We start from the raw sequence: 21,080 nt of genomic DNA, 5'->3' as shown, positions 1-21,080 counted from the left end.
AGGAGAAGAAGAATGATCAAGCTCGGCATCGTGATGGACCCCATCGCAAACATCAACATCAAAAAAGACTCAAGCTTCGCCATGCTGCTGGAAGCGCAGCGTCGGGGCTATGAGCTGCACTACATGGAAATGGCCGATCTGTATCTGATCAACGGCGAAGCGCGCGCGCGGACCCGTCTGGTCTCCGTCGAGCAGAACTATGACAAATGGTATGACTTTGGCAGCGAGCAGGATATTGCCCTGGCCGACCTGAACGTCGTGCTGATGCGTAAAGATCCGCCGTTCGACACCGAATTTATCTACGCCACCTACATTCTTGAGCGCGCCGAAGAACAGGGCACGCTGATCGTCAACAAACCGCAGAGCCTGCGCGACTGTAACGAAAAGCTCTTCACCGCCTGGTTTGCGGACCTGACCCCGGAAACGCTGGTCACCCGCAATAAGGCGCAGCTGAAAGCCTTCTGGCAGAAGCACGGCGATATCATTATGAAGCCGCTGGACGGCATGGGCGGCACGTCCATCTTCCGCGTGAAGGACGGCGATCCGAACCTGGGCGTAATTGCCGAAACGCTCACCGAGCTGGGCAACCGCTACTGCATGGCGCAGAACTACCTGCCGGCTATTGTTGACGGCGACAAGCGCGTGCTGGTTGTTGACGGCGAACCCGTGCCGTACTGCCTGGCCCGTATCCCGCAGGGCGGTGAAACGCGTGGCAACCTGGCAGCCGGTGGCCGTGGTGAACCTCGTCCGTTAACCGACAGCGACTGGGAAATTGCCCGCCGCGTTGGGCCGACGCTGAAAGCCAAAGGGCTGATTTTTGTTGGCCTTGACATCATTGGCGACCGCCTGACCGAGATTAACGTCACCAGCCCAACCTGCATTCGTGAAATCGAAGCGGCGTTCCCGGTATCCATCACCGGTATGCTGTTCGACGCAATTGAAGCACGCCTCGCAAAATAGTCCTCCGGGCGGGCCTGGCCCGCTCAATAATGGTAAACTGACCGTTCTTTGCGCGCCCCTTGCCGCTTTTCAACCGGGAACAGACTCTCTGATAATGAATTTACAGCATCACTTTCTCATTGCCATGCCGGCTCTCCAGGACCCGCTTTTTAAGCGTGCCGTCGTCTATATCTGTGAATACAACGAAGATGGTGCGATGGGGATCATTATCAATAAGCCCCTTGAGAACCTTCAGGTCGAAGGCGTGCTGCAGAAACTAAAGATCGAACCCGATCCGCGTGACCCGGCCATTCGTCTGGATAAGCCCGTGTTTGTCGGCGGCCCGCTGGCGGAAGACCGTGGATTTATTCTGCACTCCCCGCCGGATGCTTTCGCTTCCAGCATTCGTATCTCCGACGATACGGTGATCACCACCTCCCGCGACGTGCTGGAAACCATCGGTACGCCGAATCAGCCTCAGGACGTCATCGTGGCGCTGGGCTATTCCTCCTGGGAGAAAGGCCAGCTCGAACAGGAAATCCTTGATAACGCCTGGCTCACGGCACCAGCAGATGCCGCAATCTTATTCCATACCCCCATTGCTGAACGCTGGCGAGAAGCCGCGAAGCTTATCGGCGTGGATATTCTGACAATGCCAGGCGATGCGGGGCACGCGTAATGAGCAGTGGAACACTGTTAGGTTTTGACTTCGGCACCAAAAGTATCGGCGTTGCCATTGGCCAGCGCATTACGGGCACCGCCCGTCCGCTTACCGCGCTGAAGGCGCAGGACGGCACGCCGGACTGGAACGCGATAGAAAAAATCCTGAAAGAGTGGCAGCCGGACGAAGTGATAGTCGGCCTGCCCCTGAACATGGACGGTACCGAGCAGCCGCTTACCGCCCGCGCCCGGAAATTCGCCAACCGCCTGCATGGCCGTTTCGGCGTGAAGGTGTCGCTACAGGACGAACGCCTGAGCACGGTGGAAGCCCGCGCGGGCCTGTTTGAACAGGGCGGCTTCCGCGCGCTTAACAAAGGCAGCATCGACTCCGCTTCTGCGGTCATCATTCTTGAAAGCTGGTTCGACTATCATCCCTGATTTGTCGCGCTGCCGGACGTGCCGTTAATCTTTGCTGGTTAGCTCATGCCTGGCGGCAACGGCCAGAAAATGGCTGCGATCGCGGTAGCCAGAGGCAGGCTGTTTCACGTGGTTATCAATGCGTTCAATAAGCGCGTCCGGCAAAGAGATGTTGATGCGCTGCGGCTTTCCTTCAAGGGAGGATAAATCCACATCCACCATGATCCAGCGCTCACAATATTCGTATTCTGGATTGGCGGCATAAAATAAAGGCCCGGCGTCTTTAAGACGGGTGATATCGACACCGCGCTGCACCATCTCATCAACGATTAACAAAATCGCTTCACGCACCATTTCCGCAATTTCTTCCTGCGAATCCGCCGCTGAGACGCAGCCGAAATCGTCGTTGCATAACGCGGGTACAATCATACCGTACGCTTCGTTCTCGTTTGCGGGCATTTCGACGCCAACTGAGAAAAACATGGGTCACCTCCGTGAGCAGGGATTTATATCCCGGCCTGTTTACGAATGGATCTGACAGTGCCGATGGAGAGATCTTTCTTTGGATGCGGAACGGGAAAGTTTCTTCCCGTATTAGGTGACCACCATATAAAGTGGCTCCCTTTGCCCTGTCTGGCGGGTTCGCATCCTGCGGCCTTCAGCTCCTTAATCAAGTCAGAAGATTTCATCGCAACCTCCTGACCAGAACAAATGATACACACGCAAACACACCAAAGCAATATTTTTACTCATCCTGAATTCTCCCTTCCGCCCGCAGCAATGCTTTATGCTGCGCAAAGCTCTGCATTCCATGCTGTTGCCCGGTCTGAATCAGGCCCGGCAGCTGATGGGTCTTACCTTCACGGATAAGGTTCGCCACCGCCGGGGTATTCACCATTAGCTCAAACAGCGCCACGCGCCCCCCATCAGAAGACGGTACAAGCTTCTGGGCGAGTACGGCTTTAAGGCTGCCTGCCAGCTGGCTGCGGATATGATTTTTCTCTTCTGCCGGGAAGACATCCACCAGCCTTTCGACGGCCTGCGACGCCCCCCGCGTGTGCAGCGTTGCCAACACCAGATGGCCCGTTTCGGCCGCCGTTAAGGCAAGGCGGATGGTTTCGCTGTCCCTCAGCTCACCCAGCAGAATCACATCGGGATCTTCGCGCAGCGCCCCCCGCAAACCTGCAGCAAACGAGCAGCAATGTTCCCCCACCTCCCGCTGCTGAATCAGGCATTTTGCCGGGCGGTGGACAAACTCGATGGGGTCTTCCAGGGTCAGGATATGCCCGTCAAGATGCTGGTTGAGATACCCCACCATAGCCGCAAGCGTTGTGGACTTGCCGCTGCCGGTCGCGCCGGTAACCAGGATAAGGCCGTCCGGCGTCTGTAGCAGTGAAGGGACGAGCGGCGGAACGCCTGAAGCAGCCAGTTCAGGACATTGCGTAGCGAGCAGACGCAAGGCGAGTGAACAGCCGTGAAGCTGACGAAAAGCATTCGCACGCAGGCGGAGCCCACTGACAGACGTGACGGCGAAATCAAGCTGCCCACACTCTTCCAGCTCCTTTTGCTGCGGCGGCGTCAGCCACTGTGCCAGCAGCGCTTCTGGCTGTGGGGCGGTTTCGGGACAGGGTTCAAGCCGCCCCTGCCTTCGCCAGCGTGCAGATTGCCCCGTACACAGGTGTAGATCGGAGACGTTATGCTTTACACTAAGGGCCAAAATTTCTTCGATATCCATATCATTCCCAGCCTATGAACGAGATAGCGAACAACCTGGCACAGGTTAAAGACAAAATCTCGGCGGCAGCCGCGCGCTGCGGCCGTTCTCCAGAAGAAGTTACTTTGCTTGCAGTGAGCAAAACAAAACCTGCGGGCGCCCTCGCAGAAGCGATGGAAGCCGGGCAGCGTGCTTTTGGCGAAAACTACGTGCAGGAAGGCGTGGATAAAATCCGTCACTTTGCAGAACAGGGCAAAGAACCGCTGACGTGGCACTTTATCGGCCCGCTGCAGTCGAACAAAAGCCGTCTGGTGGCAGAGCATTTTGACTGGTGCCACACGGTGGACAGGCTGAAAATCGCCGTGCGCCTGAACGAACAGCGCCCGGCGGGAATGCCGCCGCTTAACGTCCTGATTCAGATTAATATCAGTGACGAGAACAGTAAATCCGGCATCGCCCTGAGCGAGCTTGATGCGCTGGCGGAAGCGATAGCCGCGCTGCCGAATCTGGCATTACGCGGTTTAATGGCGATCCCGGCCCCTGAACCTGATTACGATCGTCAGTTCGCCGTCTGTAAGCAGATGGCGGCGGCGTTCGAATCGTTAAAAAGCCGTTTCGCAACGGTGGACACTTTATCTCTTGGCATGACCGATGACATGGACGCCGCGATCGCCGCTGGTAGCACCATGGTGCGCATTGGAACCGCTATTTTCGGCGCGCGGGATTATCCTGCTCGTTAATCATTATACTTATTGAGGAACGCCATGCTGACGTTGACTTTCCTGGTCAAAACGCTGATTGAACTGTACGTGATGGTGCTGCTGATCCGCATCTGGATGCAGTGGTCGCGCTGTGACTTTTACAACCCGTTCGCCCAGTTTATCGTTAAAATTACCCAGCCGATTGTCGGCCCGCTGCGCCGTGTCATTCCGTCCATCGGGCCGATAGATACCTCTTCGCTGCTGGTCGCGTTTATTCTCACCACGCTGAAATACCCGATTCTGCTGCTGATTCAGGTTGGCGCGCTGTCTCTTGACCCGATGAACCTGCTGGTCGGCCTGCTGTCGCTGCTGAAATCCGCCGGTACGCTGGTATTCTGGGTGATCATCATCCGATCGCTGATGAGCTGGATAAGCCAGGGCCGCAGCCCGATTGAATACGTGCTGATGCAGCTGACCGAGCCAATGATGGCGCCGATCCGCCGCGTGCTTCCCGCTATGGGCGGCATTGATTTCTCCGCGATGGTCGTCATTCTGATCCTTTATGCCCTGAACTATCTCGGCATGGATCTGTTCCCGGGGCTCTGGTTCCTGCTGTGAGTGCAGTAAGCCAGACCGCCGACGGGCTGGTTTTGCGGCTGTATATTCAGCCCAAGGCCAGCCGGGACAGCATTGTCGGGCTGCATGGCGACGAGCTAAAAGTCGCCATCACCGCCCCGCCGGTAGACGGCAAGGCCAACGCCCACCTGGTGAAGTATCTGGCGAAGCTGTTTCGCGTTGCCAAAGGCCAGGTGCTGGTAGAAAAAGGCGAGCTTGGCCGCCATAAGCAAATCAAGATTATCGACCCGCAACAAATCCCGACGGAAGTCGCGGCATTGCTCGAATAACAGGATCCCACTATGCAAAAAGTTGTCCTCGCTACCGGTAACGCCGGTAAAGTGCGTGAACTCGCCGATCTGCTTCAGGATTTCGGTCTGGACGTCGTCGCACAAACTGAACTGGGCGTAGAATCCGCCGAAGAGACGGGCCTGACGTTCATCGAGAACGCCATTCTGAAAGCACGCCATGCCGCACAGATCACCGGTCTGCCGGCCCTTGCCGATGACTCAGGTCTGGCCGTGGACGTGCTGGGCGGCGCGCCGGGCATCTATTCCGCTCGCTATGCGGGTGAGGATGCAACCGACCAGCAGAACCTTGAGAAGCTGCTTGCTACACTAAAAGATGTCCCGGAAGAGCAGCGTAAGGCGCAGTTCCACTGCGTGCTGGTCTATATGCGCCACGCGGAAGACCCAACGCCGCTGGTGTTCCACGGCAGCTGGGCGGGCATCATCACCCGCGAGGCCGCAGGCGCAGGCGGCTTTGGTTACGATCCGATTTTCTTTGTCCCCAGCGAGGGCAAAACCGCCGCGGAGTTAACCCGCGACGAGAAACGCGCAATATCCCACCGTGGGCAGGCGCTGAAACTGTTACTGGAAGCAATGAAAAATGGCTAATTTGCCGCCGCTGAGCCTCTATATTCACATCCCGTGGTGCGTGCAGAAGTGCCCCTACTGTGACTTCAACTCCCACGCGCTAAAGGGCGACGTACCGCACGATGAGTACGTCAGCCACCTGCTGCGCGACCTTGCAGTCGACGCGCCTATGGCACAGGGTCGTGAAATAAAGACCATTTTTATCGGCGGCGGTACGCCGAGCCTGCTCTCCAGCGAGGCGATGCAAAACCTGCTCGACGGCGTTCGTGCCTGCCTGCCGCTGGCCGCAGACGCGGAAATCACCATGGAAGCGAACCCCGGCACCGTCGAAGCAGACCGCTTCGTGGGCTACCAGCGCGCGGGTGTGAACCGTATTTCAATCGGCGTGCAGAGCTTTAGCGAGCCGAAACTTAAGCGTCTGGGCCGTATCCATGACTCAGGCGAGGCGAAGCGCGCGGCGAATCTGGCGAGCGGCCTTGGCCTGCGCAGTTTTAACCTGGATCTGATGCACGGCCTGCCGGACCAGACGCTGGAAGAGGCGCTGGACGATCTTCGCCAGGCTATTGAGCTCAACCCGCCGCATCTTTCCTGGTATCAGCTGACCATTGAGCCAAACACGCTGTTCAGCTCGCGACCGCCAAAGCTGCCGGACGACGACGCGCTGTGGGATATCTTCGAGCAGGGCGACAGGCTGCTGACCGCTGCGGGCTATCAGCAGTATGAAACCTCTGCCTATGCGAAGCCGGGCTACCAGTGCCAGCACAACCTGAACTACTGGCGCTTCGGGGACTACCTGGGCATCGGCTGCGGCGCGCACGGTAAAGTGACTTTCCCGGACGGACGCATTCTGCGCACCGCAAAAACGCGGCATCCGCGTGGCTACATGGAAGGGAAGTACATGGACCGCCAGCACGACGTGGAACAGGCCGACAAGCCGTTCGAGTTCTTTATGAACCGCTTCCGCCTGCTGGAAGCCGCGCCGCGCAAAGAGTTTACGCTTTATACAGGTCTGGATGAGTCAGTGATTTGCCCGCAGCTCGACGAGGCGATTGCGAAGGATTATCTGGTGGAGACGGCGGAAACCTGGCAGATAACCGAGCATGGAAAGCTGTTTCTCAATTCCCTGCTGGAGATCTTCCTGGCGGAGTAAAAACCAGCGGCGGATGACGCTGGCGCTTATCCGCCCTACGAATTTTTGTGAATATCACAACCGGCGGATGACGCTGCGCTACGAATTCTCATCCTTCCGTAGGTCGGATAAGCGCAGCGTCATCCGACATATCTTTAGCTTCGCTGCATCTCGCGCCCAATCTGCTCCAGAGATTTGCTCTTCGTTTCTGGAATAAAGAACAGCGTCAGTAAAAACCACAGCAGGCAGAAGAAGCCGTAGATCAGGAACGGGAAACCGCCGTTAAAAACCTCCCGCAGCCACGGGCTGTCGTTCATCATCGGGAAGGTCTGCGCCACGACGAAGTTTGACGCCCAGATGAGAAACACCGACAGCGCCATCAGCTTGTCGCGTATGGCGTTCGGCGAAAGCTCCGGCAGAATTATCCACAGCACCGGGCCCACCGTCCCGCCGAACAGCAGAATGTAGACGATAATCAGCGCCAGCATCCACAGGCTGGTGATTTGCATCCACACCAGAATCCCCAGCAGCACGATGCTGATTAAACATCCCAGATTGCCCACCAGCAGCAGTTTGCGGCGGCCTATTTTTTCCACCACTTTTACCGCCCACGCCGCCGCCAGGAAGAAGGCGATGCCGATAATAATCTGCTGCCAGAAAGCCGCTTTCGCACTGGCAATGCCTATGCTCTCAACCAGCACGTTGCCGTAGTAAAGCACCGCATTGATACCGCACAGATTAGCGAGCGTCGCCATACTCAGCACAGCAAACACAACCCTGCGGTTATGCGGCGCGAGCAGAGATTCGCGTAGCGCCTCACCCGCTGAGTTCTGGAACGTCGCTTTGATCTCCTCAATCATGCTGCCCGTCGGGCAATCCGCGCCGTTGATGCTCATCAGCACCTTCGCCGCCCTCGCCTCCTGCTGCTTCTTCACCAGCCAGCGGGGGGATTCAGGCACAAAACTCAGCAGCGCCACAAACAGGATGGCGGGGATTGCCTCGGAGGCAAACATCCAGCGCCAGGACTGATTCACAGACCAGACAACGTCCGGGCTAAGCTCGGAAATCAGCGTATTGACGATATAGACCAGCAGCATGCCGCCTGCGATCATCAGCTGATACAGGCCGGACATCTTCCCACGGATCTCCTTGGCGGAAATTTCGCTGATATAGACCGGCGCCGCAAGGGAGGCCAGGCCAACGCCCAGTCCGCCAACGATCCTGAAAAGAACAAAAGTTGCGAAGTCCTGCGGCAGCGCCGTCCCTACGGCTGAAATTAAGATCAGCCAGGCGGTAACCAGCAGCGTTTTTTTACGCCCGAGGTAGTCCGTTAAGTATTGACCGCCCAGCCCGCCGACCATGCAGCCAATTAAGGCGGAGGCAACGGCCCAGCCCGTCTCCATGCTGTTAAGCGCAAAATAGGCGCTTAGATTCTGGATCGCACCGGCAATCACTGCCGTATCGTAGCCAAATAATAAGCCACCCAGCGACACAATTATCGCCAGCTTCAGGTTAACCTTATTCATAATATGATCTCTTTAGCCGAAGTGAATATTTATAGTTATGGCGATAAAAGAGTGGCAGCCGGACATATCATCCTAACTGCGGAATAACATTTTCTTTTATTCTCCGGCTGCGCTCCTGATATTCAGGCAGCGGCGTCATACCCTCTTTAAACCAGGCGGCGGGATCGGTGCTGGCTACCATGGCAAAATTAGCCCACGGGTTTAGCGACCCCGAGCGGATCACAACTTTGGCTCGCGGCGCAACTGAAGCGATAAGCTCCTGGTGGGCGATGGCCTCAAAGTCCGCCCCGGATCCGGTAAATATCCCCTGCACATCGCGATAAAGCTGCGGGTTAAATGCCGGAACGTCGCTGGCCATGGTAATTTTGTCGAAGAACAGCTCCTGGCGCAGCACGCGTAATATTTCCAGCACGTCTACGGTGCCGGGATAAAAACCAAGGTCGATTCGGTTAGCGTCGGCAGGAATGGGAAAACCGGCGTCGGTCACCAGTAAAATATCTGAATGACCTAACGTTGCTAAGGCGTGCGCTAACTGCGGATGTAATATCCTTCCAAGTCTCATAATATTATCCTCTGGTTGGCATTTATTATTATGGAGCCTGCAGCTCGTTTAATTTATGGATTTCTCTTTCTATTTCCTCAAGGGTTTTGCCTTTGGTTTCTGGCACCAGCGTTAAAACAAATATCAGCGCCAGCACGGATATCCCGGCAAAAATAAAGAATGTTTTCGAGGCGCTGATATTTTCGACCAGCACCGGAAAATATCGCGAGACGAAGAAGTTGCCGCCCCACAGGGCAAAGGTGGCGATAGAGGCCGCCACGCCGCGAACGTGCGTCGGGAAAATTTCAGAGATCAGCACGTAGGTGACCGTGCCAAAAGAGACGGCAAAAATGGCGACATAGGCCAGGATAAGCATCAGCAGCAGGCTGGTGTTCGAGGCGTCAACGCGGAACAGCACGCCAATCCCCGCCAGCATCAACGCCATGCCGCTGGCCCCAAAAATCAGCAGCGAACGCCGCCCGACCCTATCGATAATCCACAGGGAGACGAGCGTCGAAAGCACCAGCGTGATACCAATCAGCACCGTAAAGGACATCGCCCCGTTGATATCCTCCCCGGCGGTTTTGAAGATCTCCGGCGCATAATAGAAGATGGCGTTAATGCCGGTGATCTGCTGGAACAGCGCCACCCCAAAGCCGATGACCAGCGCCTTGCGCAGGCCGGGCGTTAACAGGTCGCGAAGCCCTGCCTTACTCTCTTCCCGTAACGATTGTTTGATGGCGGCCAGCTCCCTGCGGCTGGTTTCTTCATCCGGGTTTATACGGCGCAGTACCGCAAGCCCCTGCTCGTCGCGATTTTTACGAATCAGCCAGCGCGGGCTTTCCGGCACCACAACCAGCAGCAGCAGGAACAGCAGCGCGGGCGGGATTCCGGTGGCAAAAATCACCCGCCAGCCGTTTTCAACGTTCCAGGCCTCCGAGCCGTAGCGGGCGATCGTCGCCGCCACGCTGAAAACCACCAGGTTGCCGATGGTGTTAAAGAGCTGATTAAAAGAAACCAGCCGCCCGCGGATGTGCGCAGGCGACACCTCGGCGATATAGAGCGGCGCGATAGTGGTTTCAATGCCGATGCCCACGCCGACAAGAATGCGGAACGCCACCAGCAGATCCGCAGTATGGGCCAGCGCCTCGCCCATCACGCCAAACACAAAAATCAGCGCCGTCAGCAGCAGGACTTTTTTACGGCCAATGGCGTCCGACAGCGGCCCGGCGACGGCAACGCCGACGATACAGCCCGCGATAATAGACGACGTGACCCAGCCGATGCCGTTGGCGTCCAGGCTGAATTTTTCCTGCAAAAAGCCCACCGAGCCGGAAATGCTGCCGTTATCAAAGCCAAACAGAAAGCCCCCTACCGCCGTCACGAAGGCAATCAGCAGCACGCTGCGCATATAGGAATGATTTTTCATTGCACTCTCTCCTGATGGGGTCATAGCCGCTCTCCGAACTGCATCCGGGATAGGGGACGAACGGTGGACTGCTGCGCTAATGCGTGCAGGGAAAGATGCGGCGCAAGGCCCGCCGTAATGCTTGCGGCATTGGCGGCACCGCAGGCGGCGGCAAAGGCCAGATGCCTTGCCCAGCCAGCCTGCGGCACCGTTAACAGGCTGGCAATCAGCCCCGCGCAATGCGCATCGCCTGAGCCGACGCTGCTTAAGGTTTTCACATCGGGCGACAGCACCTCAAAGCAGCCATCCGGCGTTTGCGCCAGAGTCGGGCGCACGCCGTCGGTGATAATTACTGCGCTAACGCCCCTCTCCTGCCACTCGCTAATCAGCCCCGCTGAGCGCCCCTCGCTCACCTGATACAGCTCATCCTTATTGATTTTGATGATGTCCGGCGTGGCCTGCGCGGCCGCAAGCAAGGCGGCTCCGTGGCTATCAAGCAGCGAGAGGACGTGGTGCTGACGGGCAAGCGCTATCCACTCGGCGTACTCACTCTCGCTGACCCCGGCGGGAAGCGAACCCGTGCAGATCAGCGCGGCGGCAGTGGGAAGCTGGGCGATAAGCCTGGCGTGCAGGTCGTGCAGCTCAGCGGAAGAAATTTCCGGCCCGCGGGCGTTATAGACGCTGGCTTTCAGGGGATCGTTTTGTTCAACGATCACCTCGCAGATACGCGTTTCACCGCTGATGCTGGCCCAGCTTCCGGCCAGCCCCTCTTGTTCCAGTAAGGCTTCACACAGCCGCCCCGTCGCTCCGCCTAAAAATCCTACGAGCAGAGGAGAGGGCCACTCCGCATTCAGCTTTCGCAGTACGCGAGCGACGTTCACTCCTTTCCCGCCCGCCAGGGTTTTATCGTCCAGCAGGCGATGCACTGTTCCCGGCAACTGTTTTTCGACGATTAACAGCCGCTCTACGGCGGTGTTCAACGACGCAATAAGAACGTTCATGCTGATACCCCGCGATCAAGCCAGGCTTCTCTTGCGATCGTTGCCGCACCGGTGGCGACCGGCTCAGCCAGCTCGCTGACAAACAGCGGCATGCCCCAGCAGCGGCTGCGGTGGGCCAGCATCTCCTCGCGCTGGAACAGCGAGCCCATCAGCACCGCGTCCTGAACGTTTATCGCCCCCAGCTCGCACATATGCGCCAGCACGTGCCGCATATGGAAGGCGATGTGGTCCAGCACGCTGCAAACCATGCTTCCCGGCGTCGCTCCGGCCTCCACATCGTGCAGCGTGAATAGCCCCTGCCCGCCGCTCTCCTGCGCCAGCGAAACGCGCACCTCCTCCCCGCCCTGCTGCATGGCAAGAGCCTGAAACAGGCGATCGAAGTCACCGGCAAAAAACAGCTCGCTGAGCGTCTGGATGATTTTCCCGGAAGGGTTGGCGTAGCCCATCATGAACTCGCCGGCCCGCCAGCTCCGCTCGTAGTCGATGCCCAGCTGCCAGGCGATGGCTTCGGGCTGGTATAAGCGGGAGATGGTCATCAGGTATTCAGAGGTGCCGATAGAATCAAACACGTCCGTCGGCCGCGTGCTCTGGACTGCATACGCGCCCATGATCTGATCGTGCCCCCCCACATAAACCGCTGCTCCCGGCGCCAGGGCCACGCCCGGCAAAGCGGAATTGCTGATTTCACCGCAATGCTCGCCGGTTTCGGCAATCCGGGGGAAAAGAGATGGCTCGAGCGCAAGTCGTTCGAACGTTGCGCCGTGGGGCTTCAGGCTGCGCACGTCAAAGCACTGGGAATGATTAATCTGCGAGGCGCTGACGCACCAGTTTCCGGTGAGTCGCCACATTACATAGCTACCGAAATCCACCCACTTATCCGTTTTGCGCCAGCGATCGGGATGGTGCTTACGCAGATGGCTAAGCCGCTCCGGCGTCTGATTAGATCGCAGGCGCAGCCCGGAAATGGCGTAATGCTCCGGCGTGTCCAGCCAGGCGCTGTCGTCCGCGCTCAGCGAGGGCGCGGCGTAATTCTGCCACCAGGCAAGCGAAGGCCAGGTCTGGTTGCCCTGCGCGTCTACCGCCAGCGACTCTTCCTGTCCAAAGGTGCCGACGGAGATCCCCGCCAGCAGCCCACCCGCAGCGCTGGCATGGCGGGCATAGTCGCCGATAAGGCCCACCAGCGCCTGCCAGATAGCCTCTCCCTCATGGAAGGTCAGGCCGTCCCGCTCGCTGAACGGCGTGCGGCAGCGCTGCGCCGCCAGCACTTCACCATTTTCCAGTACGCCCACCACTTTCAGGTGGGTCGTACCGATATCTATTCCGAGAAACCACATCGCATATTCCTTTTTCTCGCCGGCCGTGCGGGAGATTAAAGACCCAGCTTGCCGGGGTTGAGGATGCCGTTGGGATCGAGAGCGGCCTTCACCCTGCGCAGCAGCAGATGGGCCGAACCAAGCGAAACGCGCGCATAGGGCGAACGCACCAGGCCGCCGCCGTGGTGGTGGGAAAGCTCCGCGCCGTGCTCAAGGCAGACCCGCATAGTTTCACGCCAAATCGTGCGCAGCCGCTCCACCGCCAGCTCGTCCGTCTCCTCTTTGCCGAGCAGGATCATGTACATCGATGTTCCCTGGGTATAGACGTGGGAGAAGTGCGACAGCACTTCGGCGGCATGGGGCTGGAGCATCTGATTCAGCGCATGGTAGAGCTTGCCGATGCCGTCCCACGTATGGGCAACCTCAATGGTTTCCGCAAAGCCGCCGGTGGTAGCGAGCAGATTTTCCACGGTGGAAAAGTCAAAGCGCCGCTCCATCCAGGCCAGCGCCGCCTGCGGCCCTTTACGGGTAGCGCCGTGCTTCGCCGCAATGTCGAGCAGCGTCTGCATTTCAGCCTTCGCTATGGCGTGTACGCCCTGGCAGCCGATAAACATGACAGGTTTGTTTTGCTGCGGGTCCTGCATGGCGTGACGCGCTTCCGCCGTGTCGTAGAGACGTAGCAGGAATGGACGTAACCCGGCCATACCCTGTTCGCGCATTATGCTAAGCCCGGCCTCCACGTCCGGCAGCTCCAGCGTGTCATATAAACGCGCCTCAGGCAGCGGGAAAATCTTCAGCTGTACCGAAGTGACGATGCCGAGCGTGCCTTCCGCGCCGATAAACAGCTGGCGTAAATCTGGCCCCATCGCCGCGCGTGGTGAGGCTTTAAGGCGGATTTTCTCGCCGGTTGCCAGAATCACGGTGTAGGCCGTAATCAGATCTTCAATCCCGCCGTAGTAAGAGGAGAACTGCCCGGTAGCGAGCGTGGAGAGCCAGCCGCCAACGGTGGACTGATAAAGCGACTGCGGCGAGTGGCCGAGCGTCCAGCCCTGCGCGTGCAGCTCGTCCTCGAGTTTGCCGCCGTTATAGCCGGTCGAAACTTCCACCGTCAGGTTAGTAAAGTTGATTTCGCAGCCGTGCGTCATCTTGCTCAAATCAAGCACGATGCCGCCCCGCGTAGGCAGCGGCTGGCCGGTAACGGAAGAAGCTAACGCCCTCGGCGTCACCGGCGTATCCATTGCCGTGGCGATGGCCAGCACCCGCTGGATTTGCTGCTCGTCAGCGACTTCGACCACAACATCAGCCTGATAATCGTGGCACCCTAAACGCTTAAGCTTGGTGGAAAGCGGCCAGGTATCGTGGCTGGACGCCTGCAAACTTTCTGCGTCGCTGCGAACCTGCGATGCGGGTAGCGCCTGCGCTAACGCTGCAATCAAAAGACCCTTATCGGACATGCGGACTCCTTAACATCATAATTAATTCAAAAGGATAACGAATATTCCGGTTCTCCATCAGCGCGATTATTAATCACATTGACAGCCCTTGATGATGAATATACGATCAATATTCAAAAAGCTGCAAATTGATTTTTGCGTAAATTGTGAACTTTGTGAAGGAGAGCACCATGGATCCACGTACGGGTAAGGCAATTCGACTGGGGCGTTTACTGCGTCCGGAAACGGGCAGCGCGGTAGTTGTCGCGGCTTCGCACGGCGTCATGGCCGGGCCGCCTGCCGGGCTAAAAACAAGGCAGGAAATTGAGGACGTTTTTTCCCATCTGCGTCAGGCGGACGGCGTGATGGTTTCACCCGGCATGATCCCGCTGATTGAAAAAACATGGATTGGCCGCGACCGCCCGGCTTCCGTGCTGCATCTTGACTGGAAAAATCATGCCCGCTCGGTCTACACGCCGGGCAAAGACGGGCGCGGGGAAGGCGTGCTGGCGCAGCTGGCGGAAATCAGCGACGTTGCGGCCTGCGGGATTGATGCGGTGATGACCTACATGTACCTGGGCCAGAAAGACACGGCGCTGGAACAGGAAGAAATTGTCAGGAACGCAAAAATTGCCCGTGACTGTGAGCGCTACGGCATCGCCTTAATCATCGAGCCGCGCTCGGCGCTGGAGGGGATCGACCCGGACGCGCTGAGCGCAAAAGTGATGAGCATGTACTGCCGCATCGCCGCCGATATTGGCGCGGACCTGGTTAAGGCCCTGTGGCCCGGCTCCATCGAGGCTTTCGCCGAGGTTACGCGCACATGTTATACTCCGGTGCTTCTGGCGGGCGGCGCGGGCGGCGAAGATCCTCGCTCCACGCTACAGCTTGCGGATGACGCCATGCACGCAGGTGCCCGCGGCGTCATGTTCGGCCGCCGTATTTTCCGCGCCGATAAACCGGCAAATATGCTCAGCGCGCTCTCTGCTATCGTTCATGAAAAGCAGAGCGTCGAGCAGGCCATGCGCTTAGTGGATTAATTAAGGGAAGCTTTCATGTCGGCAAAGGGCGAAAAGTCAGAGAACATTTCCCCCGAGGCGTTTATTGCCCGGGATATCCTCAGTCCTGGATTTTCCGGGCGGCTCGCGACCACCTCGCAGTACCAGGAGCGCCTGGGCATCGGCTCCGGCACGGTGCAAAAAGCCCTGCATGAGCTGCGGCAAAACGGCGCGGTAGAGCTGGTTTCACGCGGCCATCAGGGCACCTGGATCACCCGTCGGGATTTTGACCGGCTATGGGATATGGCCCGTCTGCCTCCCGTCCATATTCTGCTCCCCTCGCGCGGCTCTCAGGAAGCGACCGTCGTTGCCGGCGGGTTGTCTTTGCAGTTTCAGGAATGGGGCGTTGGCACCACCATTGGCTATATGCGCGGCGCGCGCTCTCGTCTTGAAGCGCTTGACCAGGGCCAGACGGATGTCGTGCTGCTCTCTTCCGGCTCGGCCAGTTTATTGCTCCCCGACGATCCTGACCGCTACGTAAAAATTAGCCTGGGCGTGGGCAGCTATTATTGTCCCGGCAGCCTTGTCGTCGTTGAAAAGATCGCGCCAGCCACCGGCCGACGCAGGAAGATCGGCATCGATTTTCACTCGAACGACCACCAGCGATTAACCCGCGCGCAGTTTCCCGCCGAGCTTCACGACTATGTGGAGACAGACTTCACGCTGCTGCCGCGAGCGGTGTTCCTCAACGAGATAGATTCCGGCGTCTGGCATCAGGAAGAGTCGCTCATTCCGCTGGATAAAGTGGGGCTAAGCCTGCGCCCGCTGGATGAACCAGAGGCGGTAGAAATGGCCGAACAGATCTCAGCCGCCGTGCTGGTCGCCGCCCAGGACTCCCCGGTCGTCACCCTGCTGCGCGAGCTCGATCGCCAGCATCTGCAAAAATTGTGCGCTACGGTGGACGAGAAAACGGGCGGCAAGCTCAGCGGCACTCTGGCGATTAGATTTGATTAATGAAAAGAAGAGGGAGAAAGAGCTCGATCCAGTCCCCTCGCCCCTTAGGGGAGAGGGTTAGGGTGAGGGGAAATTACTTCAGCGTCTCAACCAGCCCTTTGCGCTGGCCTTCAAGCGTTACCACTCTGCTGCACACGTCGCGGCCAAACTGCTCGAAATCTTTTTGCTGATTATTCCATTCGTTCTGGACTGCGGTTTGCAGACCACCCAGGCTACCCAGCACGCCCTGTAACGGGTTGCCGCCACCTTTGAGAACGGCTTTTGCCCCCATCTCGTTGATGCTGTCTTGCAAAATACCACCCATCGCCTGATTCACCAGTTGCTGGCCATCGGCACGCACCTGATCAATCGCTTTATAGTGGAAGGTTAAACCGTCCTGGCGCTGCTCGATAATGCGGTTCATCTGCTCTTTGAGCTGGGCATCCAGCTTGGTCAGACGGCCTCGCATATTGCTGCTCTCGCCCACTTCTTTGGTGATGATTTTATCCAGCGCCACGCGCCCTTTCTCTACGCGAGTCAGCGCGCCGTTGTTAATCCACGGCAGATCGGTACGCAGCGCCTGCTGATACTTAACGGCCAGCTGGCGCTGGGTCGCATTCAGGGTTTGTTGCTTACCGTTAAACTGCAGGCTGCCGTCCGGCGCAATCACCATGTTGCCGTTCTCGCCCACGACCTGCACGGTCTGCGGATTAATCACCACATCGTCCTTCGGCGTGACGCTGCATTTATAGTCGGCCTGCGCCTGCATCGCGGTCAGCAGCAGCACGCCCATCAGAGCCTTACGAATCATAGTTACTCCTGAAAAAAAGGGCCGGTTTACACCAGCCCCTGTACTCTGAATCAATCCCACCAGACGTCGAACAGGTCGCTGGTGCGAACATCTTCCAGCTTCTGCTCTTCAAGCCACTTGCGCACCAGCGCCTGGTGCTCTTCGGTGCATTTACCGATTTCCTGCATGCAGATGAGCCCATCCCACGCCAGGTGACCGCCGCCGTCAAAGGCCAGGCCATTTTTATCGATCACATCATTAATAAACGCATCGACGGTTTTATCGATTTGTTCTTCTGAGGTCCCTTCCGGGAAGCGCCATGCAACGGAGAACCCCAGCTCCTGGAATTCGTCGATATGCATTTTCTTACGCAGACGACGGCTACGATTTTTTGCCATTATTTTACCCTCTCGAACATTAAGTCCCATACGCCGTGGCCAAGACGATGGCCACGTTGTTCAAATTTGGTCACCGGCCGTGAATCCGGGCGCGGTACGTAGTCGTTACTCTCCGACAGGTTTTGATAACCGTCGAGAGAGGACATCACTTCGAGCATGTGTTCAGCATAAGGTTCCCAGTCGGTCGCCATATGGAACACGCCGCCCAGTTTCAGCTTACGTTTCACCAGTTCGGCAAAAGGCACCTGAACGATACGGCGCTTATTATGACGTGCTTTGTGCCACGGATCAGGGAAAAAGAGCTGAACCATGGTTAAAGAATTGTCAGGAATCATATTTTCCAGCACTTCTACCGCATCGTGGCACATAACGCGCAGGTTCTCGACACCTTCTTCATGCGCCGTGCTCAGGCAGGCACCCACGCCCGGCGAGTGAACCTCAATGCCGAAAAAATTCTGATCCGGCTTAGCCTGGGCCATAGCCACAAGCGATGTGCCCATCCCGAAACCGATTTCCAGCGTGACCGGCGCTTCACGGCCAAACAGCGCGGCAAAATCAGCAGGTGCAGATTCATATTCAACGCCCATCACCGGCCAGTAATTTTCCAGCGCGTACTCCTGGCCCTTGGTCAGACGACCCTGGCGGCGCACAAAGCTGCGGATCCGGCGCAGCGCGCGGCCTTCTTCATTAAACTCCGGAGAGATGACGTCGTTTTTCATGATGCTCTGACTTTAGTTAGTGTTCGGGAAACGGGCATTATCCAAAGTTAATGCCCAGAAGCAAGCAGATGTACGGGAAAGTTCCGGTTTACAGCCCTCCGCTCTCTGTGCTGGAATCGGCACCCTGATTTCATCCATTGCCGGAAGATCCGCGTTGACGATACAAGCGCCGCAGTTTGCCCACCAGGTTCTGGACTGGTATCACCAGTTCGGGCGCAAGACCCTGCCGTGGCAGCAGGAGAAAACGCCTTATAAAGTATGGCTCTCAGAGGTGATGTTGCAACAAACTCAGGTTGCGACAGTCATTCCTTACTTTGAGCGTTTTATGGCGAAGTTTCCGACCGTGACCGATCTGGCCAACGCCCCGCTGGATGAGGTTCTGCATCTGTGGACTGGCCTGGGCTACTACGCCCGCGCCCGCAACCTGCATAAGGCAGCGCAAAGAGTGGCAAACGAGCACGGCGGCGTTTTCCCGGAAACCTTTGAAGAGGTAGCCGATTTACCTGGCGTCGGCCGTTCAACTGCGGGAGCGATCCTCTCCCTTTCCCTTGGCAAGCACTTCCCGATTCTTGACGGCAACGTTAAGCGCGTGCTGGCGCGCTGCTATGCGGTAGCAGGCTGGCCGGGTAAGAAGGACGTCGAGAAACGGCTGTGGGAAATAAGCGAAAACGTCACTCCGGCGGAAGGCGTGAGCCAGTTTAACCAAGCCATGATGGACCTGGGTGCCATGGTCTGCACCCGTTCAAAACCAAAATGCGAACTTTGCCCGCTCAGCAACGGCTGCGTGGCCTATGCCAACAACACCTGGGCAAGCTATCCCGGTAAAAAACCTAAAGTGACCCTGCCTGAACGCACCGGCTATATGCTGATGATGCAGCACGAGCAGAACGTCCTGCTGGCCCAGCGCCCGGCCGTTGGTTTATGGGGTGGACTGTACTGCTTCCCACAGTTCGCCACCGAACAAGAGCTCCGCGACTGGCTGGCGCAAAAAGGGATGGCCGCAGATAATCTCACGCAGTTAACCTCTTTCCGCCATACTTTCAGCCATTTCCACCTGGATATTGTGCCAATGTGGCTGCCCGTGTCCTCATTCACCGGGTGCATGGATGAAGGCATCGCTCTCTGGTATAACTTAGCGCAGCCACCCTCCGTGGGCCTTGCCGCCCCCGTGGAAAGACTGTTACAGCAATTACACGCCGAGCCGGTGGTATTAAAAACCGCCCGCGCGTTTGAAGAGGAAGAATAATGAGCCGCACAATTTTTTGTACCTACCTGCAACGCGAGGCCGAAGGCCAGGATTTCCAGCTTTATCCGGGCGAGCTGGGCAAGCGCATCTATAACGAAATCTCCAAAGAAGCCTGGGCGCTGTGGCAGACCAAGCAAACCATGCTTATCAACGAGCGCAAGATGAGCATGATGAACCCGGAGCACCGCAAAGAGCTGGAAGCCGAAATGGTCAACTTCCTGTTCGAGGGCAAAGAAGTCCATATTGAAGGCTTCACGCCGCCGGAAAAATAATATCAAAGGGCCGAATGCGGCCCTTTTGCAATCCACGACACGCAAAACGCATACACGGAACGATGAAAAAAATTCTAGCGCTAGCCCTTATTGCCCCACTGCTCGTCTCGTGTTCGAGCAAAAAAGAAGATACCTACAACGAAGCCTTTGTGAAGGACACGAACGGCTTTGATATTTTGATGGGCCAGTTTGCCAACAACATCGAAAACATCTGGGGGATAAAAGAGGTTCTGATTGCCGGTCCGAAGGACTACGTCAAATATACCGACCAGTATCTGACCCGTAGCCACATCAACTTCGATGACGGTACGATCACCATCGAGACCATCGCCGGTACCGACCCCGCGGGCCACCTGCGTCAGGCCATCATCAACACCCTGCTGATGGGCGACGATCCGGCCTCGGTCGACCTCTATTCCGACGCCAACGACGTGCAGATTTCGAAAATGCCGTTCCTGTATGGCCAGGTTGTTGACCAGACCGGCCAGGCGATCCGCTGGGAAGGTCGTGCATCGAAGTTTGCCGATTACCTGCTGCAAAACCGCCTGAAGAGCCGCAGCACCGGGCTTAAAATCGTCTACAGCGTCACGATCAACCTGGTGCCGAACCACCTGGATAAACGTGCTCATAAATACATGGGGATGGTGCGTAAGGCGTCGAAGAAATATGGCGTGGATGAGTCGCTGATCCTGGCAATTATGCAAACCGAATCGAGCTTTAACCCGTATGCGGTAAGCCACGCGGATGCTCTGGGCCTGATGCAGGTTGTGCAGCACAGCGCGGGTGTGGACGTGTTTAAGTCGCAGGGGAAATGGGGCAAACCAAGCCGCAGCTTCCTGTTCGATCCGGAAAGCAACATCGATACCGGTACGGCCTACCTGGCCATATTGCAGGATACCTACCTGGGCGGCATTGATAACCCGACATCACGTCGCTATGCGGTCATCACCGCGTACAACGGCGGTGCGGGCAGCGTGCTGCGCGTGTTTAACAGCGATAAGCAGCGGGCGTTCAGCATCATCAACAGCATGGCTGCGGACGATGTCTACCAGACGCTGACTACTCGCCACCCTTCCGCAGAGTCCCGCCGTTATCTTTATAAGGTGAATACCGCCCAGAAGAGTTACCGCAGGCGGTAATTTTATTGCCGGGTGACGCTGCGCTTATCCGCCCTTGTATCTTGAACCGGTAGCTGGTTAGCTACCGGTTACACGAAACGGAGGAAGCTTGTATCCGCCCTGAAGACGCCGATCTTTCTTCGTAGCTTAAGCCCTCCGTTTCACCTTTCACGTCACTCAAAATCCGAACGGTAACCAGAAGCTCTGACTTCGTATGTACAAGGCTGGAATGACGTGTTGGCTCAGGTGAAAGGAGACAAAATATGTTCACTCT

General features: G+C 57.4%; 25 protein-coding genes. 13 read left to right on the top strand and 12 right to left on the bottom strand.

Translation table 11 applies throughout. The annotated features are described in order from the left end of the window. Positions 1-12 precede the first annotated feature (12 nt). The 3 genes from gshB to ruvX all read left to right on the top strand — a co-directional run bounded on the left by gshB (position 13) and on the right by ruvX (position 2,037). Positions 13-960: a glutathione synthase gene (gshB, locus tag HYQ67_RS08505; RefSeq protein ID WP_202303271.1), complete on the top strand. Its 948-nt coding sequence runs from the start codon at positions 13-15 to the stop codon at positions 958-960. Positions 961-1,054: 94 nt separating this feature from the next. After that, a complete protein-coding gene (locus tag HYQ67_RS08500; protein ID WP_202303270.1) occupies positions 1,055-1,618 on the top strand; it encodes a YqgE/AlgH family protein in 564 nt (187 codons plus the stop codon). Beyond that, positions 1,618-2,037, top strand: coding sequence for a Holliday junction resolvase RuvX (ruvX, locus tag HYQ67_RS08495; RefSeq protein WP_202303269.1), 420 nt, complete (start codon positions 1,618-1,620; stop codon positions 2,035-2,037). Before HYQ67_RS08500 ends, ruvX begins: the two co-directional genes overlap by 1 nt. Before the next feature lie 24 nt (positions 2,038-2,061). Here ruvX and HYQ67_RS08490 read toward each other — a convergent pair whose 3' ends face one another. From HYQ67_RS08490 to HYQ67_RS08480, 3 genes are read right to left on the bottom strand one after another with little or no spacing between them, the layout of a single operon-like run. Then, positions 2,062-2,499, bottom strand: a complete 438-nt coding sequence (locus HYQ67_RS08490; RefSeq protein WP_202303268.1) for a type II toxin-antitoxin system HicB family antitoxin — start codon at positions 2,497-2,499, stop codon at positions 2,062-2,064. A 23-nt stretch (positions 2,500-2,522) separates the two neighbouring features. After that, positions 2,523-2,705 carry a type II toxin-antitoxin system HicA family toxin gene (locus tag HYQ67_RS08485; protein ID WP_202303267.1) on the bottom strand — a complete coding sequence of 61 codons (183 nt, stop codon included), beginning with the start codon at positions 2,703-2,705 and terminating at the stop codon, positions 2,523-2,525. Positions 2,706-2,761: 56 nt separating this feature from the next. Further along, on the bottom strand, positions 2,762-3,751 hold the full coding sequence (locus HYQ67_RS08480; protein ID WP_202303266.1) for a type IV pilus twitching motility protein PilT: 990 nt from the start codon (positions 3,749-3,751) through the stop codon (positions 2,762-2,764). Positions 3,752-3,765: 14 nt separating this feature from the next. Here HYQ67_RS08480 and HYQ67_RS08475 point away from each other — a divergent pair, with 14 nt between their 5' ends. From HYQ67_RS08475 to hemW, 5 genes are read left to right on the top strand one after another with little or no spacing between them, the layout of a single operon-like run. Next, positions 3,766-4,470, top strand: coding sequence for a YggS family pyridoxal phosphate-dependent enzyme (locus HYQ67_RS08475; protein ID WP_202303265.1), 705 nt, complete (start codon positions 3,766-3,768; stop codon positions 4,468-4,470). A 24-nt stretch (positions 4,471-4,494) separates the two neighbouring features. Next, on the top strand, positions 4,495-5,049 hold the full coding sequence (locus tag HYQ67_RS08470) for a YggT family protein (RefSeq protein ID WP_202303264.1): 555 nt from the start codon (positions 4,495-4,497) through the stop codon (positions 5,047-5,049). Beyond that, the gene (gene yggU / locus HYQ67_RS08465) at positions 5,046-5,336 is read left to right on the top strand and encodes a DUF167 family protein YggU (protein WP_202303263.1); all 291 of its coding nucleotides are present in this window, start codon (positions 5,046-5,048) and stop codon (positions 5,334-5,336) included. Before HYQ67_RS08470 ends, yggU begins: the two co-directional genes overlap by 4 nt. A gap of 12 nt (positions 5,337-5,348) precedes the next feature. Next, positions 5,349-5,942 (top strand): XTP/dITP diphosphatase, encoded by a 594-nt coding sequence (locus HYQ67_RS08460; RefSeq protein WP_202303262.1) that lies wholly within the window; start codon positions 5,349-5,351, stop codon positions 5,940-5,942. Further along, positions 5,935-7,071, top strand: a complete 1,137-nt coding sequence (gene hemW, locus HYQ67_RS08455) for a radical SAM family heme chaperone HemW (RefSeq protein WP_202303261.1) — start codon at positions 5,935-5,937, stop codon at positions 7,069-7,071. Before HYQ67_RS08460 ends, hemW begins: the two co-directional genes overlap by 8 nt. 134 nt (positions 7,072-7,205) lie before the next feature. Here hemW and HYQ67_RS08450 read toward each other — a convergent pair whose 3' ends face one another. From HYQ67_RS08450 to HYQ67_RS08425, 6 genes are all read right to left on the bottom strand, one after another. Next, on the bottom strand, positions 7,206-8,576 hold the full coding sequence (locus HYQ67_RS08450) for a sugar porter family MFS transporter (protein WP_202303260.1): 1,371 nt from the start codon (positions 8,574-8,576) through the stop codon (positions 7,206-7,208). Between the two features lie 67 nt (positions 8,577-8,643). Next, positions 8,644-9,138 (bottom strand): RbsD/FucU domain-containing protein, encoded by a 495-nt coding sequence (locus HYQ67_RS08445; protein ID WP_202303259.1) that lies wholly within the window; start codon positions 9,136-9,138, stop codon positions 8,644-8,646. Between the two features lie 28 nt (positions 9,139-9,166). Beyond that, positions 9,167-10,546, bottom strand: coding sequence for a sugar porter family MFS transporter (locus HYQ67_RS08440; RefSeq protein ID WP_202303258.1), 1,380 nt, complete (start codon positions 10,544-10,546; stop codon positions 9,167-9,169). Positions 10,547-10,566: 20 nt separating this feature from the next. Beyond that, positions 10,567-11,526, bottom strand: coding sequence for a 1-phosphofructokinase family hexose kinase (locus tag HYQ67_RS08435; RefSeq protein ID WP_202303257.1), 960 nt, complete (start codon positions 11,524-11,526; stop codon positions 10,567-10,569). Further along, positions 11,523-12,860, bottom strand: a complete 1,338-nt coding sequence (locus tag HYQ67_RS08430) for an FGGY-family carbohydrate kinase (RefSeq protein WP_202303256.1) — start codon at positions 12,858-12,860, stop codon at positions 11,523-11,525. Before HYQ67_RS08430 ends, HYQ67_RS08435 begins: the two co-directional genes overlap by 4 nt. Before the next feature lie 35 nt (positions 12,861-12,895). Continuing rightward, a complete protein-coding gene (locus HYQ67_RS08425; RefSeq protein WP_202303255.1) occupies positions 12,896-14,293 on the bottom strand; it encodes an FAD-binding oxidoreductase in 1,398 nt (465 codons plus the stop codon). A gap of 170 nt (positions 14,294-14,463) precedes the next feature. Here HYQ67_RS08425 and HYQ67_RS08420 point away from each other — a divergent pair, with 170 nt between their 5' ends. Further along, positions 14,464-15,312 carry a class I fructose-bisphosphate aldolase gene (locus tag HYQ67_RS08420; RefSeq protein ID WP_202303254.1) on the top strand — a complete coding sequence of 283 codons (849 nt, stop codon included), beginning with the start codon at positions 14,464-14,466 and terminating at the stop codon, positions 15,310-15,312. A 15-nt stretch (positions 15,313-15,327) separates the two neighbouring features. Beyond that, positions 15,328-16,284, top strand: a complete 957-nt coding sequence (locus HYQ67_RS08415) for a YhfZ family protein (RefSeq protein ID WP_202303253.1) — start codon at positions 15,328-15,330, stop codon at positions 16,282-16,284. Positions 16,285-16,357: 73 nt separating this feature from the next. Here the strand turns inward: HYQ67_RS08415 and HYQ67_RS08410 are convergent, their stop codons facing one another. The 3 genes from HYQ67_RS08410 to trmB are packed head-to-tail and all read right to left on the bottom strand — an operon-like array spanning position 16,358 to position 18,170. After that, positions 16,358-17,074, bottom strand: a complete 717-nt coding sequence (locus HYQ67_RS08410) for a YggN family protein (RefSeq protein WP_202303252.1) — start codon at positions 17,072-17,074, stop codon at positions 16,358-16,360. Positions 17,075-17,124: 50 nt separating this feature from the next. Continuing rightward, complete coding sequence (locus HYQ67_RS08405) at positions 17,125-17,451, bottom strand: YggL family protein (protein ID WP_202303251.1); 327 nt, start codon at positions 17,449-17,451, stop codon at positions 17,125-17,127. Then, on the bottom strand, positions 17,451-18,170 hold the full coding sequence (gene trmB, locus HYQ67_RS08400) for a tRNA (guanosine(46)-N7)-methyltransferase TrmB (protein ID WP_202303250.1): 720 nt from the start codon (positions 18,168-18,170) through the stop codon (positions 17,451-17,453). Before trmB ends, HYQ67_RS08405 begins: the two co-directional genes overlap by 1 nt. A gap of 160 nt (positions 18,171-18,330) precedes the next feature. Here trmB and mutY point away from each other — a divergent pair, with 160 nt between their 5' ends. From mutY to mltC, 3 genes are all read left to right on the top strand, one after another. Beyond that, the gene (gene mutY, locus HYQ67_RS08395; RefSeq protein ID WP_202303465.1) at positions 18,331-19,416 is read left to right on the top strand and encodes an A/G-specific adenine glycosylase; all 1,086 of its coding nucleotides are present in this window, start codon (positions 18,331-18,333) and stop codon (positions 19,414-19,416) included. After that, complete coding sequence (locus tag HYQ67_RS08390) at positions 19,416-19,688, top strand: oxidative damage protection protein (RefSeq protein WP_202303249.1); 273 nt, start codon at positions 19,416-19,418, stop codon at positions 19,686-19,688. The genes mutY and HYQ67_RS08390 overlap by 1 nt, the downstream gene beginning before the upstream one ends. Positions 19,689-19,750: 62 nt before the next feature. Then, on the top strand, positions 19,751-20,827 hold the full coding sequence (gene mltC, locus HYQ67_RS08385; RefSeq protein ID WP_202303248.1) for a membrane-bound lytic murein transglycosylase MltC: 1,077 nt from the start codon (positions 19,751-19,753) through the stop codon (positions 20,825-20,827). Positions 20,828-21,080 lie beyond the last annotated feature (253 nt).

Origin of the sequence: Dryocola clanedunensis subsp. sulfonylureivorans (assembly GCF_016756775.1) — a bacterium.
Classification (GTDB): Bacteria; Pseudomonadota; Gammaproteobacteria; order Enterobacterales; family Enterobacteriaceae; genus Dryocola; species Dryocola clanedunensis.
This window is presented reverse-complemented; position numbering and strand designations above follow the sequence as displayed.

Bases quoted from the DNA above. Each gene is read 5' to 3' on its own strand.
- HYQ67_RS08390 (WP_202303249.1), top strand. From the start codon at position 19,416: ATGAGCCGCACAATTTTTTGTACCTACCTGCAACGCGAGGCCGAAGGC.
- HYQ67_RS08420 (WP_202303254.1), top strand. From the start codon at position 14,464: ATGGATCCACGTACGGGTAAGGCAATTCGACTGGGGCGTTTACTGCGT.
- HYQ67_RS08460 (WP_202303262.1), top strand. From the start codon at position 5,349: ATGCAAAAAGTTGTCCTCGCTACCGGTAACGCCGGTAAAGTGCGTGAA.
- hemW (WP_202303261.1), top strand. From the start codon at position 5,935: ATGGCTAATTTGCCGCCGCTGAGCCTCTATATTCACATCCCGTGGTGC.
- HYQ67_RS08470 (WP_202303264.1), top strand. From the start codon at position 4,495: ATGCTGACGTTGACTTTCCTGGTCAAAACGCTGATTGAACTGTACGTG.
- HYQ67_RS08415 (WP_202303253.1), top strand. From the start codon at position 15,328: ATGTCGGCAAAGGGCGAAAAGTCAGAGAACATTTCCCCCGAGGCGTTT.
- HYQ67_RS08485 (WP_202303267.1), bottom strand. From the start codon at position 2,705: ATGAAATCTTCTGACTTGATTAAGGAGCTGAAGGCCGCAGGATGCGAA.
- trmB (WP_202303250.1), bottom strand. From the start codon at position 18,170: ATGAAAAACGACGTCATCTCTCCGGAGTTTAATGAAGAAGGCCGCGCG.
- HYQ67_RS08480 (WP_202303266.1), bottom strand. From the start codon at position 3,751: ATGGATATCGAAGAAATTTTGGCCCTTAGTGTAAAGCATAACGTCTCC.
- HYQ67_RS08435 (WP_202303257.1), bottom strand. From the start codon at position 11,526: ATGAACGTTCTTATTGCGTCGTTGAACACCGCCGTAGAGCGGCTGTTA.
- HYQ67_RS08450 (WP_202303260.1), bottom strand. From the start codon at position 8,576: ATGAATAAGGTTAACCTGAAGCTGGCGATAATTGTGTCGCTGGGTGGC.
- HYQ67_RS08430 (WP_202303256.1), bottom strand. From the start codon at position 12,860: ATGTGGTTTCTCGGAATAGATATCGGTACGACCCACCTGAAAGTGGTG.
- HYQ67_RS08440 (WP_202303258.1), bottom strand. From the start codon at position 10,546: ATGAAAAATCATTCCTATATGCGCAGCGTGCTGCTGATTGCCTTCGTG.
- HYQ67_RS08500 (WP_202303270.1), top strand. From the start codon at position 1,055: ATGAATTTACAGCATCACTTTCTCATTGCCATGCCGGCTCTCCAGGAC.
- HYQ67_RS08475 (WP_202303265.1), top strand. From the start codon at position 3,766: ATGAACGAGATAGCGAACAACCTGGCACAGGTTAAAGACAAAATCTCG.
- HYQ67_RS08445 (WP_202303259.1), bottom strand. From the start codon at position 9,138: ATGAGACTTGGAAGGATATTACATCCGCAGTTAGCGCACGCCTTAGCA.
- gshB (WP_202303271.1), top strand. From the start codon at position 13: ATGATCAAGCTCGGCATCGTGATGGACCCCATCGCAAACATCAACATC.
- mltC (WP_202303248.1), top strand. From the start codon at position 19,751: ATGAAAAAAATTCTAGCGCTAGCCCTTATTGCCCCACTGCTCGTCTCG.
- HYQ67_RS08405 (WP_202303251.1), bottom strand. From the start codon at position 17,451: ATGGCAAAAAATCGTAGCCGTCGTCTGCGTAAGAAAATGCATATCGAC.
- HYQ67_RS08410 (WP_202303252.1), bottom strand. From the start codon at position 17,074: ATGATTCGTAAGGCTCTGATGGGCGTGCTGCTGCTGACCGCGATGCAG.
- HYQ67_RS08490 (WP_202303268.1), bottom strand. From the start codon at position 2,499: ATGTTTTTCTCAGTTGGCGTCGAAATGCCCGCAAACGAGAACGAAGCG.
- HYQ67_RS08425 (WP_202303255.1), bottom strand. From the start codon at position 14,293: ATGTCCGATAAGGGTCTTTTGATTGCAGCGTTAGCGCAGGCGCTACCC.
- ruvX (WP_202303269.1), top strand. From the start codon at position 1,618: ATGAGCAGTGGAACACTGTTAGGTTTTGACTTCGGCACCAAAAGTATC.